General features: G+C 62.4%; 14 protein-coding genes. 8 read left to right on the top strand and 6 right to left on the bottom strand.

The window, feature by feature from the left end; translation table 11 throughout:
* Window positions 1-243: 243 nt before the first annotated feature.
* On the top strand, window positions 244-1,545 hold the full coding sequence (locus CK220_RS12720; RefSeq protein ID WP_245429153.1) for a hypothetical protein: 1,302 nt from the start codon (window positions 244-246) through the stop codon (window positions 1,543-1,545).
* Between the two features lie 122 nt (window positions 1,546-1,667).
* Here the strand turns inward: CK220_RS12720 and CK220_RS12715 are convergent, their stop codons facing one another.
* Window positions 1,668-2,132: a hypothetical protein gene (locus CK220_RS12715; protein WP_095811855.1), complete on the bottom strand. Its 465-nt coding sequence runs from the start codon at window positions 2,130-2,132 to the stop codon at window positions 1,668-1,670.
* A gap of 692 nt (window positions 2,133-2,824) precedes the next feature.
* On the opposite strand from CK220_RS12715, the gene CK220_RS12710 reads away from it, so the two are divergent.
* Together CK220_RS12710 and CK220_RS12705 are read left to right on the top strand one after the other, a co-directional pair.
* Entirely contained in the window at window positions 2,825-3,226 is a 402-nt protein-coding gene (locus CK220_RS12710; protein ID WP_141245129.1) for a hypothetical protein, read from the top strand.
* Window positions 3,223-3,954, top strand: coding sequence for an isoprenylcysteine carboxylmethyltransferase family protein (locus CK220_RS12705; RefSeq protein WP_245429151.1), 732 nt, complete (start codon window positions 3,223-3,225; stop codon window positions 3,952-3,954). The genes CK220_RS12710 and CK220_RS12705 overlap by 4 nt, the downstream gene beginning before the upstream one ends.
* Here the strand turns inward: CK220_RS12705 and CK220_RS12700 are convergent.
* Window positions 3,948-4,127, bottom strand: coding sequence for a hypothetical protein (locus tag CK220_RS12700; protein ID WP_095811852.1), 180 nt, complete (start codon window positions 4,125-4,127; stop codon window positions 3,948-3,950). The genes CK220_RS12705 and CK220_RS12700 overlap by 7 nt on opposite strands.
* Window positions 4,128-4,490: 363 nt before the next feature.
* On the opposite strand from CK220_RS12700, the gene CK220_RS31890 reads away from it, so the two are divergent.
* The gene (locus CK220_RS31890) at window positions 4,491-6,734 is read left to right on the top strand and encodes a hypothetical protein (protein WP_176479068.1); all 2,244 of its coding nucleotides are present in this window, start codon (window positions 4,491-4,493) and stop codon (window positions 6,732-6,734) included.
* A 296-nt stretch (window positions 6,735-7,030) separates the two neighbouring features.
* On the opposite strand, the gene CK220_RS12690 is transcribed toward CK220_RS31890, so the two are convergent.
* Window positions 7,031-7,657 (bottom strand): hypothetical protein, encoded by a 627-nt coding sequence (locus CK220_RS12690; RefSeq protein WP_176479067.1) that lies wholly within the window; start codon window positions 7,655-7,657, stop codon window positions 7,031-7,033.
* Between the two features lie 274 nt (window positions 7,658-7,931).
* On the opposite strand from CK220_RS12690, the gene CK220_RS12685 reads away from it, so the two are divergent.
* The 4 genes from CK220_RS12685 to CK220_RS12670 all read left to right on the top strand — a co-directional run bounded on the left by CK220_RS12685 (window position 7,932) and on the right by CK220_RS12670 (window position 10,424).
* Window positions 7,932-8,363, top strand: coding sequence for a cupin domain-containing protein (locus CK220_RS12685; protein ID WP_095811851.1), 432 nt, complete (start codon window positions 7,932-7,934; stop codon window positions 8,361-8,363).
* 181 nt (window positions 8,364-8,544) lie between these two features.
* Window positions 8,545-9,306 (top strand): copper homeostasis protein CutC, encoded by a 762-nt coding sequence (locus CK220_RS12680; RefSeq protein WP_095811968.1) that lies wholly within the window; start codon window positions 8,545-8,547, stop codon window positions 9,304-9,306.
* Between the two features lie 14 nt (window positions 9,307-9,320).
* Window positions 9,321-9,815 (top strand): GNAT family N-acetyltransferase, encoded by a 495-nt coding sequence (locus CK220_RS12675; protein WP_095811967.1) that lies wholly within the window; start codon window positions 9,321-9,323, stop codon window positions 9,813-9,815.
* A 123-nt stretch (window positions 9,816-9,938) separates the two neighbouring features.
* Complete coding sequence (locus CK220_RS12670; RefSeq protein ID WP_095811850.1) at window positions 9,939-10,424, top strand: SRPBCC family protein; 486 nt, start codon at window positions 9,939-9,941, stop codon at window positions 10,422-10,424.
* A 6-nt stretch (window positions 10,425-10,430) separates the two neighbouring features.
* Here the strand turns inward: CK220_RS12670 and CK220_RS12665 are convergent, their stop codons facing one another.
* From CK220_RS12665 to CK220_RS12655, 3 genes are all read right to left on the bottom strand, one after another.
* Window positions 10,431-11,453, bottom strand: coding sequence for an acyltransferase (locus tag CK220_RS12665; RefSeq protein WP_095811849.1), 1,023 nt, complete (start codon window positions 11,451-11,453; stop codon window positions 10,431-10,433).
* Window positions 11,454-11,655: 202 nt separating this feature from the next.
* Window positions 11,656-12,453, bottom strand: a complete 798-nt coding sequence (locus CK220_RS12660) for a xanthine dehydrogenase family protein subunit M (protein WP_095811848.1) — start codon at window positions 12,451-12,453, stop codon at window positions 11,656-11,658.
* Window positions 12,454-12,465: 12 nt separating this feature from the next.
* Window positions 12,466-14,814 carry a xanthine dehydrogenase family protein molybdopterin-binding subunit gene (locus CK220_RS12655; protein WP_095811847.1) on the bottom strand — a complete coding sequence of 783 codons (2,349 nt, stop codon included), beginning with the start codon at window positions 14,812-14,814 and terminating at the stop codon, window positions 12,466-12,468.
* Window positions 14,815-14,852 lie beyond the last annotated feature (38 nt).

Below are 14,852 nucleotides of genomic sequence, written 5' to 3'. Positions count from 1 at the left end.
TGCTCGCGTCGGTTGCATGTGCGTGTGCCTGTTTCCAGCAAAAGGCTGGACGTGCCGTGGCGCAGTTTGCCTCGGCCCGGGAGTGCCATGCGAATACTGATTCGAGGAAGGCGAAGCGGGACCGCCAATTTGCTGCGCCGGCGGTCCTCGGCGAGCGTACCGGGCGCGGAATAGCGAAGAAGTGTTGTAGGGATGCGACACGTTTGCGTTTGTATCGGACAAGTCGCGTTTGTAAGGGACAAAATGACGAAATCGCAGTTGCCACAGTGGACTCATCGTATATCATCGGCGCGTGGTGCATCTCATGGGGGCTCGCCGGTCATTCGCCTTTTTATCTTAGCGCTTAGTGGCATAGGGCTGCTGTACTCTTCGGCTTCGGCACTGGCGGAGGAGCACGAGCGGGCTCTGGCCGAAGAAACGATACCGGCTCTGGCCGAAGAATGCGCTGCGCCCTGCGCGGGGTACGAGGCTACCGCGGAGCTGCAGAACGACTGGATATTTGGTGCACATCCATCTTTCCTGAGATCCGATGTGTTGTTTCCGAAGTTCGAGCTCGATCTTTTCTACGCCCCGACGGATTATCTTCGGTTCGTGAGTGCCATCGTTACCGAGCCCGTGGTCGACCCGGAACCCGGGGAGAATGCGGCCTTTCAAGGGATCGGCACCTATGTCGGTGAGCTCTACGCTCTCGCCAAGGTCGATCCCCTGACCGTGAGGGCCGGAAAGTTCGACACGGTATTCAGCCTGGCCAGCGAAGCCCTGCCGGGGATACACGCCCCGGATCTGGCGTCTGTTTTCGACGCTGACGAACGTCTGGGTGGCGAAGCTGTTGTTGGCTTCGAGGGCTTTGGGCTGAACCATGCCCTGGCCGCGACGGTATTCACGACCGACCGGACGTTCCTCAGCGAGTCGCTCTTTACCAACCGTGGACGGCTCACGCTGGCGGATGGCGGTGCCGGCAACACCACCGGTTTATCCTCGTTCTCGGTTACCCTCGATGGCTGCAAAGGGGCGGAAAAGGGCGATTGTTACAAGGACGGTGAATTCGGCTATCGCCTTGGCATCCGATACCAGAAGCCCGGGCTGTCCACCGACACAGGGGAGGAGGAGGAAGAAGAAGAGGAACCGCTGCCGGGGACCGGCAATGAATTGGCCTACCTTGCTGCCGCCACTGGAAGCTTCGACCTCAACGGGAACAAACTGAGGCTTCTCGGCGAATCGGCCTACCTCAAGCATTTCGACGGCGGTCCGGACGACGCTCTGCTTCTCACCGGCTCTGTCGCACTGGAAGTGCAACCTTTGACCTACATAGCCACCTACACGCACCAGCGGAACTTTGTCGCCGACGGTCCGGACACCCGCGAGCAATTGGCGGATTTCGAAGTGATTTATGCGTCCGGGGAAGAAGACGCGCCGTCCGACGCGGCGAAATGGAACCTCGGCGCCGGCTACACATTCGCGGAGAATGCTGAAGACGAGAGAACGCACACTTTCAGTGTGCGCGCGACGCTCCAATTCGGCGGACACGTGCAGTTAGGCAGGTAGGCTCCATCGTTCGGATGTTCCGGCGCTTGTTGACAGCTGCCTTCCCGTCTGCATGCGCCCGACTTGTTCCTTCCCTCACGCTGATTGAAGTCAGCGACCCTTCAGTGCAAGAGTTTCGTCCATCAGCCCTTTACTTCCTTTCCATCCGGATCGAAGACGGGCTGAACGTTCTTGCCCTTGTAGCTTATGTGGAACTCGTAACTCACCTCGCCGTCGCGCGTCAGCTTCTCCGCAAGCCTGATCTTTCCACCTGCGAATTTCGTGTCAACGGCCGCACGCACCGATTGAGGCACCGCTTCCATCGGAATTGATTCCTCGACGACGATGACCTTACCGTCGCGATGGTAGAGCACATCGCGCGTCATTGCGCCCTCGACGCTTGCTATCTCGAAAACCAGTTCTCCGTTCTCGACCTCCCGGGCGCATGCCTTGACCCTGGCGACGGGAAAATCCTTGTGGAACATGTCCCGCACCACCGACGGCACCTTCTTGCAGGCGATCGGCTGTTCCGCGGCCGACGCGCCGGTCGCCCCGGCAAGCACGAGGACGAACGCGCCGGGCGCCAGGCAGTAACGAGCAGGTTTCATGGGGGACCTCCTTCATATGATCTCATCGGTTTTGGCGGAACGGCGCCAACTGACGTCGACCAGACAAGCACGCAGTGCCGCTTTGCCGCCTCTGCCGCGGCCCGAGCTCGCTCGGCTGTAGTGTTTGCCGCGAGCTTCGCCTGCAGCGCTGCGACCCACCAAGTTGACAAGTGTTGCGCAACCCACCCGCCGCGCCCAGCGGAGCGTAGGCTGGCTGGGGGAGCCAGCGCGACCGTTGCCCGATGTTGAACCGCAGGATAGGACAAAGCGCGCCGGCGCACCGATAGCCCAAAACGGCTTTGCCGGCCTAACCGAAAGCCGTAGCGGCTCATCCGAAGTTCCGGACGCCGCCGGCGGGAGGTAGCGTCGTTCCGGGGAACGGGCATACTTCGCAGGCGGATATCTCATCCGTCGTCGCTCCTATCCACGATCATGCTTTTTTAAGCAGCCGCAGCTCCAGCGCCTGCTCGGCGACGACTTCCTTCAAGCGCTGCGATGAGCCAGAAATCCCGCTCTCTCAGTCAAGCTGGCGCTGACCTCGGACACCACGGACGAGCCCTATTCGCAAAAAGGGGTAATCCCTTCGCAAGCGAGTCAGCTCAACTGCCGAATCGTAAAGGCTGGCGACTGCAGCGATAAATATGTGCGTCAACCTGAAAACGTGCTGGCAGGCACGAGGGAGCCTGCACTGAATGTCTCGCGGAAGTGTCGCCGTAGAGCCCGGCTCATCTGCCCCCGTCTTGGTGGCCGAAGACCTTAACAAGTCCTATGGGTCACGAAAGGCGCTTCTACCGTTTCACCTGCGCGCCGGCCGGGTTCTTGACTTTCTCGGCCCAAACGGCGCGGGCAAAGCAACCTCCACCTGCATCCTGCCGACCATTCTGGAGCCGAGCACGGGATATTTCGTCCACGGGGACGCGGGCCGGCTGCGCGTCGAGCTTCTTGATCCGACGAAAACACCTCCAAGCCGCCATCTCAACAACGAAATCCCGAATGTCCTGATTCGCGCCGAGAAGCCGATCCTCGCCTTCGAGGCCAAGGGCGGGCGGCTCCAGGACGTCTTCCTTCAGCTTACCGAGGAGACGATCCAATGATCGATACCCCTGTTCAGCCGCACGGCCAGCAAAACCTGGCAAGCGCAAGCGAGCCGCATATCGGGGGTTGCCGTCAAAATGCCGACCCCAGAGACGCGGCCCATTCATTCCCGGGGGCCTCGATGAAAGTTCAGTCAGTCAATCAAAGGATGCGAATAAACGCCGCTCGAGCAGCGGGGCTGGTTGCTGCAACCGTTATCCTGTTTTCGCAGCCCGGGTTGGATGGGGGCGTGCATGAGCTTATCCAGATCGCGGGTCTCGGCCTGGTCCTCACCTGCTTCACTGGCAGGATGTGGAGCATTCTCTATATCGGTTCAAAGAAGAACCTGGAGTTGATCACCTCCGGCCCCTACTCGTTGACCAGGAACCCGCTTTATCTCTTTTCTATGCTTGGCGCAGCTGGGATCGGATTGATCCATGGATCGATCGTCGTCGCTTTGGCGCTAGCACTTTTCAGCTATTGGATCTTGGTGACCACGGCAGCCAAGGAGGCCGAACACCTGAAGACGATCTTCGGCTCGCAATACGATTCCTATGCGCGCTGTACGCCGATGTTCTGGCCGAAACTGTCCCAATATACGGACTCTCCGGAAGTTGTCTTCTCCCCCAAAGCGCTCAAGCGCAACTTCCAGGATGGACTGTACTTCCCCGCAGCCTTTCCCGCGATTGAAGCAATCGAACAACTGCGAGCTGGCAGATTCCTGCCGATCCTCATGACGATCTACTGAGATCCGCCAAGTGCCAGATCCTCTCTCAGCAGCAGGAACAAATGGCCTGCCGATTTCGGCATCGTCACCAGTTCGTCGCGCTTGATGAGGTAGCCGCGGGAGTCTTGGCGCTCGTGCCGCGCACCGCCATGGCCATTTTGCATGGCCGAACTGTCGCCCAGATGGTTGACCACCGGTGTCCGTGACCTAGCTTAAACTCCACGATGGACCGTCCAGACTCCGAAATGGCGGCATGGCGCGCACAGTGGGAGAACTCGCGGGACGTTGAGGATGGAGAGGTGCGATCTGGCTTTTCGAAGTCTGCACGCCGTCGGTTGACAAGCGGCTGCTCCAGCATCGTCAACTTTTGCTTCAAGCGAAAAGCGCCTGTGCTGGTTTGTCTGTCAACGTACGACCGGCGCCCCGCCATGCGTCGACAAATTCCCCCAGTACTGGGGGCCGAAGCAGTGACAGCTTCGAAGGCAGGCAGCAAAGTTAGCCACGGCGAGGAGCCACACACCGCTTCACGAGCTTAAGGTTACATCGGAAACCGCGCAATGTCAGATCTTGCCGGGTTTTACGCAGACGACACAGGTCTCGCTCTCCTGGGCGGGATGACAATATTTGTATTTGTAGGCTTCTTCCTTGTGGTCCGGCGTATCCTCATCGCAGCGAGACGGCGTCACCAGTATGGCTACCTGAGCGAAAGCACCTCTATGCCGCTCGACGAGGCTTCCTGGGCCTGGGATCGCCCACTCAATCTTGCAGCCGCTTCTTCCCGGGCCGCCGTGCCCCCAACCCCGGATGTTCAAGATCTAAACTCCGGCAAGACCGGGATGCGAAAGGATTATCTCGACATGGCGCCCGAAGCGGGCGAGAGCTCGCCCGAGGACCTGCCCAATGCTTTCGCTCCGGCGACCAACTTCGCCATGGCCTTACCTCCCCGTGTTCGCAGGCCGACGAGCCTTTTGTCACGCTTGAGCGTCGCCGCAATTTGTCTGGCAGTGCCGCTTGGCTATGCGGTGACGAGACAAAAGCCTGTCGAAAGCGCCCCCGCCATTTCGCGGGCGGATAGCCACTCCCTTCCCGATCTTGCACGCCCCTCGGAGATTCCGGCGAGCACGGCATTGGATATGGCTGAATCAGCCGACGTACCCACGAGTGGCGATTTGCCCAACCCGGATGTCAACGCTGCCGAGGCGCAAGTCGAGGCAGCTCGTGCTCAGGCAGCCGCTGCCAGGGAATTGGCTGGCCAGGAGCACCGAGCGATGGAGGAAGAGCGCGCCAGGAGCGCCTCTCTGCAGAGTGCCCTCGCTGAGGCACGCAGGCAGATCGAGGTGCTGAAGACAAGCATGGCAGCCGCCGACAACGCCAGCGAAGAGCGTTTGCGCAACGAACTTGTGGCAGCCCGCACGCTCGAGGCATTGCGGTGGATCGCGCAAGACGCCCGCGCGCGGTTCAGCGAAACCATCGACTATGTCTTTATACAGATGCCTGCTGCTCGCCTTGAACGGGAGCGAACCGAACGGATGGCGCGCGACCTGTCGCAAGCGCGAGCGCAAATTGAACAGCTTGAAGCCAAAGCCGCCGAGGATCGCGCCAAAGCCGGGGCTTCGCTGGCGCAAGCGAGCGGAATGCTTGACGAGGAGCGCCGGAAGTCAAAGGACCTTCGTGGAGACGTTGCCGAAATGGAGCTGTCCAAGCCCGCGATCGCGGACACGGCTGAGCGGGAACGGACAGGTGCAGCCACGGCGCAGGCAAGGGTTGGGCAAACTGCTGCCGAGACGGCGCAGGCTCTGGCACGGGAACAGGCTTCAGCAGTCGCGGCCCGTCAGGACCTCGACAAAGCCCGGCTCGAGCGCGACGCGGCCGAACAGGAGCGAGCCAAGGCCGTCTTAGCCAAAGAGCGTGCCGAGCAGGCTGCTGCCGAAACGGCGCAGGCTCTGGAACGCGAACGCGGTTCCGCAGTATCGGCCCAAGAGGGCGTAAACAGAGCCCGCCTCGAGCGCGACGCGGCTGAACAGGAGCGAGCTAAGGCTGTCTCGGCGAAAGTGCATGCCGAGCAGGCTGCAACTGAAACAGCGCAGGCGCTGGAGCGCGAACGCGCTTCCGCAGTCGCGGCCCATGAGCACCTCGACAAAGCCCGGCTGGAGCGGGACGCGGCGTTACAGGAGCGAGACAGGGCTGTCGCAGCGAGAGAGCGAGCGGAGCAGACTGCTCGCGAAACGGCGCAGGCCCTGCAGCGCGAACGCGCTTCGGCAGTCGCGGCCCGTGAGGACCTCGACAAAGCCCGGCTGGAGCGCGACGCGGCGTTGCAGGAGCGCGCCAAGGCGGGCGCAGCGAGAGAGCATGCGGACCAGAGTGCTGCCGAGACGGCGCAGACTCTGGAACAAGAACGCGCTTTAGCCGTGTCGGTCGGAGAGAACCTGAACAAAGCCCGCCTCGAGCGTGACACAGCCCGCCAACTTTTAGGACAGGCCGCCATCAGGCTGAAGGAGGCTCTGGACAAGCAACGTGAAGCGACGGTTTCTTTCGCCCGCGAGTTGGCCGCAACGCGCGCCGACAATGACAAGCTTAGGGCCGAGCGCCGCGACGCACGGATCCAGCCGCCGCTGAAGCCGCGCTCTGGCCGCGCATCGGCCGGCACAGGTCAGATGAAGGCTGTCAGCCAAAATCAGATGAAGGCTGCCACCCAAAAGAAGACTACGTCCAGCAAGGTTCGCAAGCCATCGCGCGAGATCCGTGTGCGTGCCATCACGCTTCCGTTTTCCCTCCGGCCAAGCCATTCGACGCTGGACTAAGCTTGAAACGACTGCCCTGGCAAACGGCAGGGGAATCGCATATGGCGATTTTCTTGGTTTTCCAGGTACTTGGCCGGGTGCCGAGAAAATCGTCGACGCGGGCAGTTCGCGCTTTGATTCTGGTCCGTTCTCGGTCCGATTCCGTCTCAATACAGCGATCGAACGCCCGCAAATGTGTCTTGCGACGGCTAAACTGTTGCAAAGACTCGGCAATTCCATATGCGATTGCCCTGTGGCAAACGGGGAGCGGGGCGGGATGAACTCGGCGTCTACGGCGAGTCGTTCCGCGCTGTGCGCTATGTCAGTCCGATCACGCTGCCATTCGCGTTCAGTTCGCAGCCAACCGGCGCCTGACGCGTCTCGACATTGTCTTGATATCCATAGTCGATGCTGACCTGGACGGGGGCCGAGACCCTCTGTCGGCTCAACCGACGAACGGAACCTGCACTGCTGACGCGCACACTGGTCGCGCCAAACTGAGCCGCGGCCTGCTCGATTGCCTCACGGCAGGCGCGAACGATGTTGTCCGGGACGCCCGGCAGCGCTTCGATTGGATGGACTGTCAGTGGAATAGCGCTGTCTTCAAAGGGCAGCAGGGCGGGCGGAAGGTCGAGCGACCGTCCGCCGTTGCCGGATGCGCCCGCGGCTGACGTCACTGACCCGGTTGTGGCGGTGCTGCTTCCGTCATCGTCAGACGGTGGACCAGACGGCGGACTGCCGCTGGAGCCACTGGGATCGCCGCTGGTTCCCTTGTGCTGACCGCTGTTGCTGTTGCCGGACTGACTGCCAGCGCTATTCCCATGATCGCCACCAGCGCCATGACCTTGGCCGCGCTCGCCGCCGGTCGCGGCTCCCGCGCAAGCTATCGCGATCGAGCACGCGAACGCGAATTGTGCCAAGCTGGATCCCAGATATTGACGCACGGCACCCTCCAAAGGTGCTTCGGCCAGTCTGCCGCCGCATTCCGTCAGCACGGCGCAGCCGCTGCCCCAGGCAAAACTCGCGACTACGCCCGCGGAACTAACTAGGGGACGATTCCGGTGTATCAAGACTGGGTGCGGCATCACCCAAGTGCGGGGCGGATCTGAAAGGGATCTGGCAGCTGATAGTTCATGGAGCCCGAGAAGCCCCAAATCCTTTCTCCTTGCGTGTCGATAGCGCTTAGGCGATTTTGCCGATCATTTCGGGAGGAAAATCGTGCGAAACATTCCGGCATCGGCGCTACTGCTGGCGGCCGCTTTTTATGCAACCACCGCCACCGCTCTGGACAGTGCCGGCAGACCTGTTGTCGTGACGCCATTGGCGTCGAAGACGACGACGGCATCCGGCCAGCCGATCAAGCTGCCGCAGAAGAATGTCGAGGTCCAGGTCTCGGCCTACCAGATCGCGCCCGGGGCGACGCTGCCGGTGCACAAGCATCCCTTCCCGCGTTATGCCTACGTCGAGGCAGGCACCCTCAAGGTCACCAATGTCGAGACCGGGGACAGCAGCACCTACAAGACCGGCGATTTCATCGTCGAGATGATCGGCCAGTGGCATCAGGCGACCAATATCGGCAGCGATCCGGTGAAGCTGCTGGTGATCGACCAGGTCGAACAGGGCGCGAAGAACACAATCCTGAAGCAGTAGCGAGGCAACGGGGCTCAGCTGTCCGCGGTCACGCGGCCGCTCCAAGGCTTGAGCAATCAATAACTTCGCGCCGAACAAATCCGGAAGCGGAAAACGATCGCTTTCGCTTGTTGGACCGATTGATGCGGCTTTCGCCTCAATCGCCCCAATGCTAGGGCTGCGCTTCCTTCAACATGGAAAGATGCTGGTGACCGACGCTCAAAGGCCCCTGATCGAACTCTGCGTCGAAGGCATTGACGGGCTGCTTGCCGCGCAGGCCGCCGGCGCCGACCGGGTCGAGCTTTGCGCCAGCCTCGTCGAAGGCGGCATCACGCCGAGCCTCGGCACGGTGCGCGTAGCACTCGAACGCGCCACCATTCCGTTCCATGTCATCGTGCGTCCGCGCGGCGGCGATTTTCTCTATAGCGAGGCGGAATACCAATCGATGCTGGCCGATATCGGCGCGCTGCGCGATCTCGGCGTGGCCGGCGTCGTCGTCGGCTGCCTGACCGCCGACGGCGCAATCGATGAAGCGAGGATGAGCGAACTGGTGCGGACTGCCGGCCCCGTCAACGTCACCTGCCACCGTGCCTTCGACATGACGCGTGACCCGGCCGAAGCGCTCGAAGCGCTGATCCGCTGCAAGGTCGGCCGCGTGCTGACCAGCGGCCAGCGCGACACGGCGCTGGAGGGTGTCGATCTGCTCGCGCGGTTGGTTCGCCGGGCCGGCGCACGCATCATCATCCTCGGCTGCGGCGGGCTGGCGCCCGACAATATCGGCGAAGTCCGCCGGCAAACCGGGCTGACCGAGATGCATTTCGCCGCGCTTGCCGACGTGCCGAGCGCAATGCGCTACCGCAATCCGCATGTCGGCATGGGCGGCACCGACCTCGATCGCGAATACCGCAACACGGTGACCGACCAGGACTTAGCGGCGGCAACGATCGCGGCCGCGAGGGTCTGATGCCGGAACTGACGATGTCCAAAGATCGCTTGCCGATCGAACGCATTTCGCCTGCCGACGAGGCCGCCATTCTCGCTCTCAACAACGAGCATGCCGCCGAATTGTCCTGGCTGGAGCCGGAGCGGCTGTCATGCCTGATCGGGCAGGCATTCTACACGCGCCGCATCGGGACGCTCGAAGCCTTCATAATGTGCTTCGATCAGGACGCCAGCTACGAAAGCCCGAACTTCCTCTGGTTTCGGGAGCGCTATCCGCGCTTCGTCTATGTCGACCGGGTGGTGGTCGCGGCCGAAGCGCGCGGCCGTGGCCATGCCCGCCGCCTCTACGAGGATCTGTTCGAGCATGTCAGGCGCGCAAGTCACACGATCATAACCTGCGAGGTCAATGCCGATCCACCAAACCCCGCCTCGGATGCCTTTCACGCCGCGCTTGGCTTTTCCGAGGTCGGCGATGCCGTGATCCACGGCGGCAGGAAGTCGGTGCGTTACTACGCCAAGCCGATCGACTAGCGCATGGCCCTGAAAGCCAGAGGCTTTCAACCATGCGCCACAAGGTTTCGTGCGGCGGCCGCACTGGCCACAAACAGAAGCTGCAGCTAATGTATCGCCTTCGCGTGCAGGGGGCGTGACGTCATGCCAAGCAACGTCTTCCGCTTCGACGAGAGTTGGAACATTCCCGATGCCACGCCGCAGGAAGTGTGGGACGTTCTGTCCGACGCCGCGTTGCTGCCGCTTTGGTGGGGCGACGCCTACAAGCAAGTCGTGCCGCTCGACAAGAAGGGCAAGGCGGTCGTCGGGTCACGGGCAAGAGCCAGGGCGCGAGGCGCCCTGCCCTACGAGCTGAACTTCATCATCGAGGCCGCGGAGCTCGAGCCTGGCCGGCTGGTGGTGGTGAAGACCTTCGGTGATTTCGACGGCCTGTGGCGGGCCGAGCTGTCGCCAGCCGGAAGCGGAACGCATGTGAAGCTCACCTGGCAGGTCATCGTGGAGCGGCCGATCCTCAAACTCCTGGCACCCTTGCTCAGACCGGCTTTCGCGTGGAATCACCGCTGGACCACACCTCGTGGCGAAGCCGGGCTTCGGCGCTATCTCGCCGCACAAAGAACCGGCAAGGCCTGACCATCCTCACCAATTGCGGTTGAGCCAGCCGCGCGCCGGTTTCTCGACGATGTAGTAGCTCGCCAGCGCGCAGGCGAAGACCGCGGCCAGCATCGGGATCGGCGCGACGTGGCGGTCATAGACGAATTTGTAGAAGGGCTGCTGCCAAAGATAGAGCGAATAGGACCACAGCCCCAGCCTTACCATCGGCCGCGACGACAGTAAGCCGGTCAGATAGCCGCCGGCGAAGTCGAGCGTGTTGACGGCGAGCGCCAGCAGCGGCACGCCCAGCAGATAGTGCAAGGGCGTCGGCACCGGATCGAGGAACAGCAAGATTGCCGCCACGGCGGTCGCCAGCGCCAGATGCCGGTTCCTGAGGAATGCCGGCAGGTGTCCATCGGCCTTGAGCAGGCAGATCGCCGCCGACAGCAGGATCGAGGCGATATGCACGTCGGTCCGCCAGTAGCTGGTTTCGTAGTCCATGCCGAAGACCCAGTAGGAGATGGCGCCGTTGGCCATGGCAAGCAGCGACAGCACGACAAGGAGGCGCACGACATTCGCACGCCGGGAAACCACCACGCTGATCAGCGCCAGGATGACATAAGAATGCTCCTCGATGGCTAGCGACCAGATATGGTCGAGCGCGCCCGCGCGATTGATGAGAATGCCGGCATAGTTGTAGGTAAATGTGAGCGCGGTAAGCGCCGCCTTCCATTTGAAGGCGATGAAGGTGCCGGACAGCCCGACCATAGCGGCGATCACAAACACCAGCAGCGCTGGGTAGACGCGGGCGAAGCGTCGCTTGAAGAATTTCTTCAGCGGAAAGCGCTCGACGAAGAGGATTTCCCCCATCAGCCGGCCGCTGAGCACGAAGAAGAACTCGACGCCGAGCACGCCGAGATTGATGCCGGGAATCGGAAAGAAATGGCCGATCAGTACCAGCGCGATCGACAGGCCGCGCCAGCCGTCGAGATAGGCCAGCCTTGCCCGTGCCGCTTTGTCGGCTGTGGCCAGCGGCAGGACACCGGCCGTCGCGGAAATGTCGGTCATGCCCGTCCTTCGCAACTCGAGGTCCCGGCACGAATAGCCGTGCCTGGAACCGCTTCGCTTCCCGCCGAATTTATTTTGCAGTGCGGGATAATCTTGTGCAAGTGCGAAGCCGCGAATTCCCAGGCAGTTCCTGCCAAGTGATTGCGCATACAAAAGAAAAAGGGGCCGCGGCGGCCCCTTCTTTCATCCAGGCCGAGAGCGTTCAGGCGATGGCCGCGGCCACTGCGCGCTTCGCCATCACCGCGATCAGGTTGGCGCGGTAATCGGCCGAGGCATGGATATCGCTCATCAAGCCCTTGGCGGACACTTTGAGACCATCAAGCGCCGAGACGTCGAAATTCTTCGCCAGCGCTGCCTCTATCTCCTTGGAGCGGAAGACGCCGTCGGCGCCGGCACCGGTCACCGCTGCCCGCACTCCATCCTTGCCCTTGACCACGAACACTCCGACGATCGCATAGCGCGAGGCCGGGTTGCGGAATTTTTGGTAGGCAGCCTTTGCAGGCGGGGTGAAGGTCACCGCGGTGATGATCTCACCTTCCTTCAGCGCCGTTTCGAACAGCCCCTTGAAGAACTTGTCGGCGCCGATCTCGCGCTTGTTGGTGATGATGGTTGCCCCCAGCGCCAGCAGCGCCGCAGGATAATCGGCCGCCGGATCGTTGTTGGCGATCGAGCCGCCGATCGTGCCCTTGTAGCGCACCGCCGGGTCACCGATCAGCGAGGCCATATGCGCAAGCGCCGGGCAGGCCTTCTTCAGATTCTCGTCGGTGGAGACGTCATAATGCGTTGTGGCGGCACCTATGGTGACCGTCTTGCCGGACACCTTGACGCCCTGCAGTTCCTTCAGTCTCGACACATCGACGAGGTCGGAAGGTGCTGCGAGCCGCGTTTTCATTGCGGGGATCAGCGTCATGCCGCCGGAAAGCAGCTTGGCATCGCCGCTCTTCAACAGCTTGGCGGCGTCGGAGACCGAGGCGGCGCGATGATAGTTGACCGAATACATCTTTGCTCCTCCTCAGTGCTTCTTGGCTTGAATTGTCGACCACACGGTCGACGGCGATGCCGGCATGGCGATGTCGACGACGCCGAGCGCATCGGTGATGGCGTTGATCACCGCCGGCGGCGAGCCGATCGCGCCAGCCTCGCCACAGCCCTTGACGCCGAGCGGATTGCCGGGACATGGCGTGTTCGAGGTCGAGACATTGAACGACGGCAGGTCGTCGGCGCGCGGCATGGTGTAGTCCATGTAGCTTGCCGTCAGCAGTTGGCCGCTGGCGTCATAATGCACGCCCTCGAGTAGCGCCTGGCCGACGCCCTGCGCGATGCCGCCATGCACCTGGCCCTCGACGATCATCGGATTGATGATGTTGCCGAAGTCGTCGGCCGCGACGAACTGGATGATTTCCGTCAGGCCGGTTTCCGGATCGATCTCGACCTCGCAAATGTAGCAGCCGGCCGGGAAAGTGAAATTGGACGGGTCGTAGAAGGCCGTCTCCTTCAGGCCGGGCTCCATGCCGGCGGGCAGATTGTGGGCGGTATAGGCGGCGAGCGCCACCTGGACCCAGGGCAAGCTCCTGTCGGTGCCCGCGACCTTGACCTCGCCATTCTCGATGACGATGTCGCCCTCGTCGGCTTCCATCAGATGCGCAGCGATCTTCTTGGCCTTGGCCTCGACCTTGTCGAGCGCCTTGGCGACGGCCGACATGCCGACGGCGCCCGAGCGCGAGCCGTAGGTGCCCATGCCCATCTGCACCTTGTCGGTGTCGCCATGGACGATCGAAACCGAATCGATCGGCACCCCGAAGCGCTGGTTGACCAGTTGCGCGAAGGTCGTCTCGTGGCCCTGGCCATGACTGTGCGAGCCGGTCAGCACCTCGATCGTACCGACGGCGTTGACGCGCACCTCCGCCGATTCCCAAAGACCGACGCCGGCGCCAAGCGAACCGACCGCCGCCGACGGCGCGAGGCCGCAAGCCTCGATGTAGCAGCTCATGCCGATGCCGCGCAGCTTGCCCTGCTTGGCGGCGTCCTGCCGCCGCTTGGTGAAGCCGGCGTAGTCGGCAGCCTTCATCGCCGCGTCGAGCGAGGCGGCATAGTCGCCGGCATCATAGTTCATGATCACCGGCGTCTGGTGCGGGAACGAGGTGATGAAGTTCTTGCGCCTGAGCTCTGCCGGCGACACGCCAAGCTCGCGCGCGGCCGCCTCCATCAAGCGCTCGAGGACGTAAGTGGCCTCCGGCCGCCCTGCCCCGCGATAGGCATCGACCGGCGCGGTGTTGGTGTAGACGGTGCGCACATTGGCGTGGATGGCTGGGATGTCGTACTGGCCCGACAGCAGCGTTGCGTAGAGATAGGTCGGCACGCAGGACGAGAACAGCGACATGTAGGCGCCGAGATTGGCGATCGTGTCGACCTTGAGGCCGGTGATGCGGTTGTCCTTGTCGAAAGCCATCTCCACCGTCGAGACATGGTCGCGGCCATGCGCATCGGCAAGGAAGCTCTCGGTGCGGTCCGCGACCCATTTGACTGGAACGCCGGTCTTCTTCGACGCCCAGAGGCAGACGATCTCTTCCGGATAGATGTAGATCTTGGAGCCGAAGCCGCCGCCGACATCGGGCGCGATTACTCTGAGCTTGTTTTCCGGCGCGACATTGTAAAAAGCGCTCAACACCAGCCTCGCGACGTGCGGGTTCTGCGAAGTCGTCCAGCAGGTATAATGGTCCTCGGCCTTGTCATAGTGGCCGAGCGCCGCGCGCGGCTCCATGGCATTCGGCACCAGCCGGTTGTTGACGATCTTCATGCGCGTGATATGGGCCGCCGACTTGATGGCGGCGTCGGTTGCCTTGCCGTCACCGAGTTCCCAGTCGAAGATCAGGTTGTTCTCGGCTTCGGCATGGACCTGCGGCGCGCCTTTTTCGAGCGCCTTGGTCGCCTCGACCACCGCCTTCAGTTCCTTGTAGGTGATCTCGACCGCTTCGGCTGCGTCGCGCGCCTGGCCCTTGGTGTCGGCGATGACGATGACGACGGCGTCGCCGACATAACGCACCTTTTCGACGGCGAGCGGCGACCAGGCGCCCATCTTCATCGGCGTGCCGTCCTTGGAATGGATCATCCAACCGCAGATGAGATTGCCGATGCCGTCGGCCTTGAGCTCCTTGCCGGTCAGCACGCCGACGACGCCGGGCATCGCTTGCGCTTGTCTTACGTCGATCTTCTTGATCTCTGCATGCGCGTGCGGGCTGCGCACGAACACGGCGTGTTTCATGCCGGGAACCACCATGTCCTCGACATAGCGGCCGCCGCCGGTGATGAACCTCTTGTCTTCCTTGCGCGCCACGCGGGCTCCGACGCCTTCGATACCCATTGCGGAAATTCCTCCCGTAGAAAAGCGAGTAGTGAGTA

Origin of the sequence: Mesorhizobium sp. WSM3860 (assembly GCF_002294995.1) — a bacterium.
In the GTDB taxonomy this organism is placed as follows: Bacteria; Pseudomonadota; Alphaproteobacteria; order Rhizobiales; family Rhizobiaceae; genus Mesorhizobium.
Note: the sequence above shows the minus strand (reverse complement) of the source record. Positions and strands in the feature narration are given on the sequence as shown.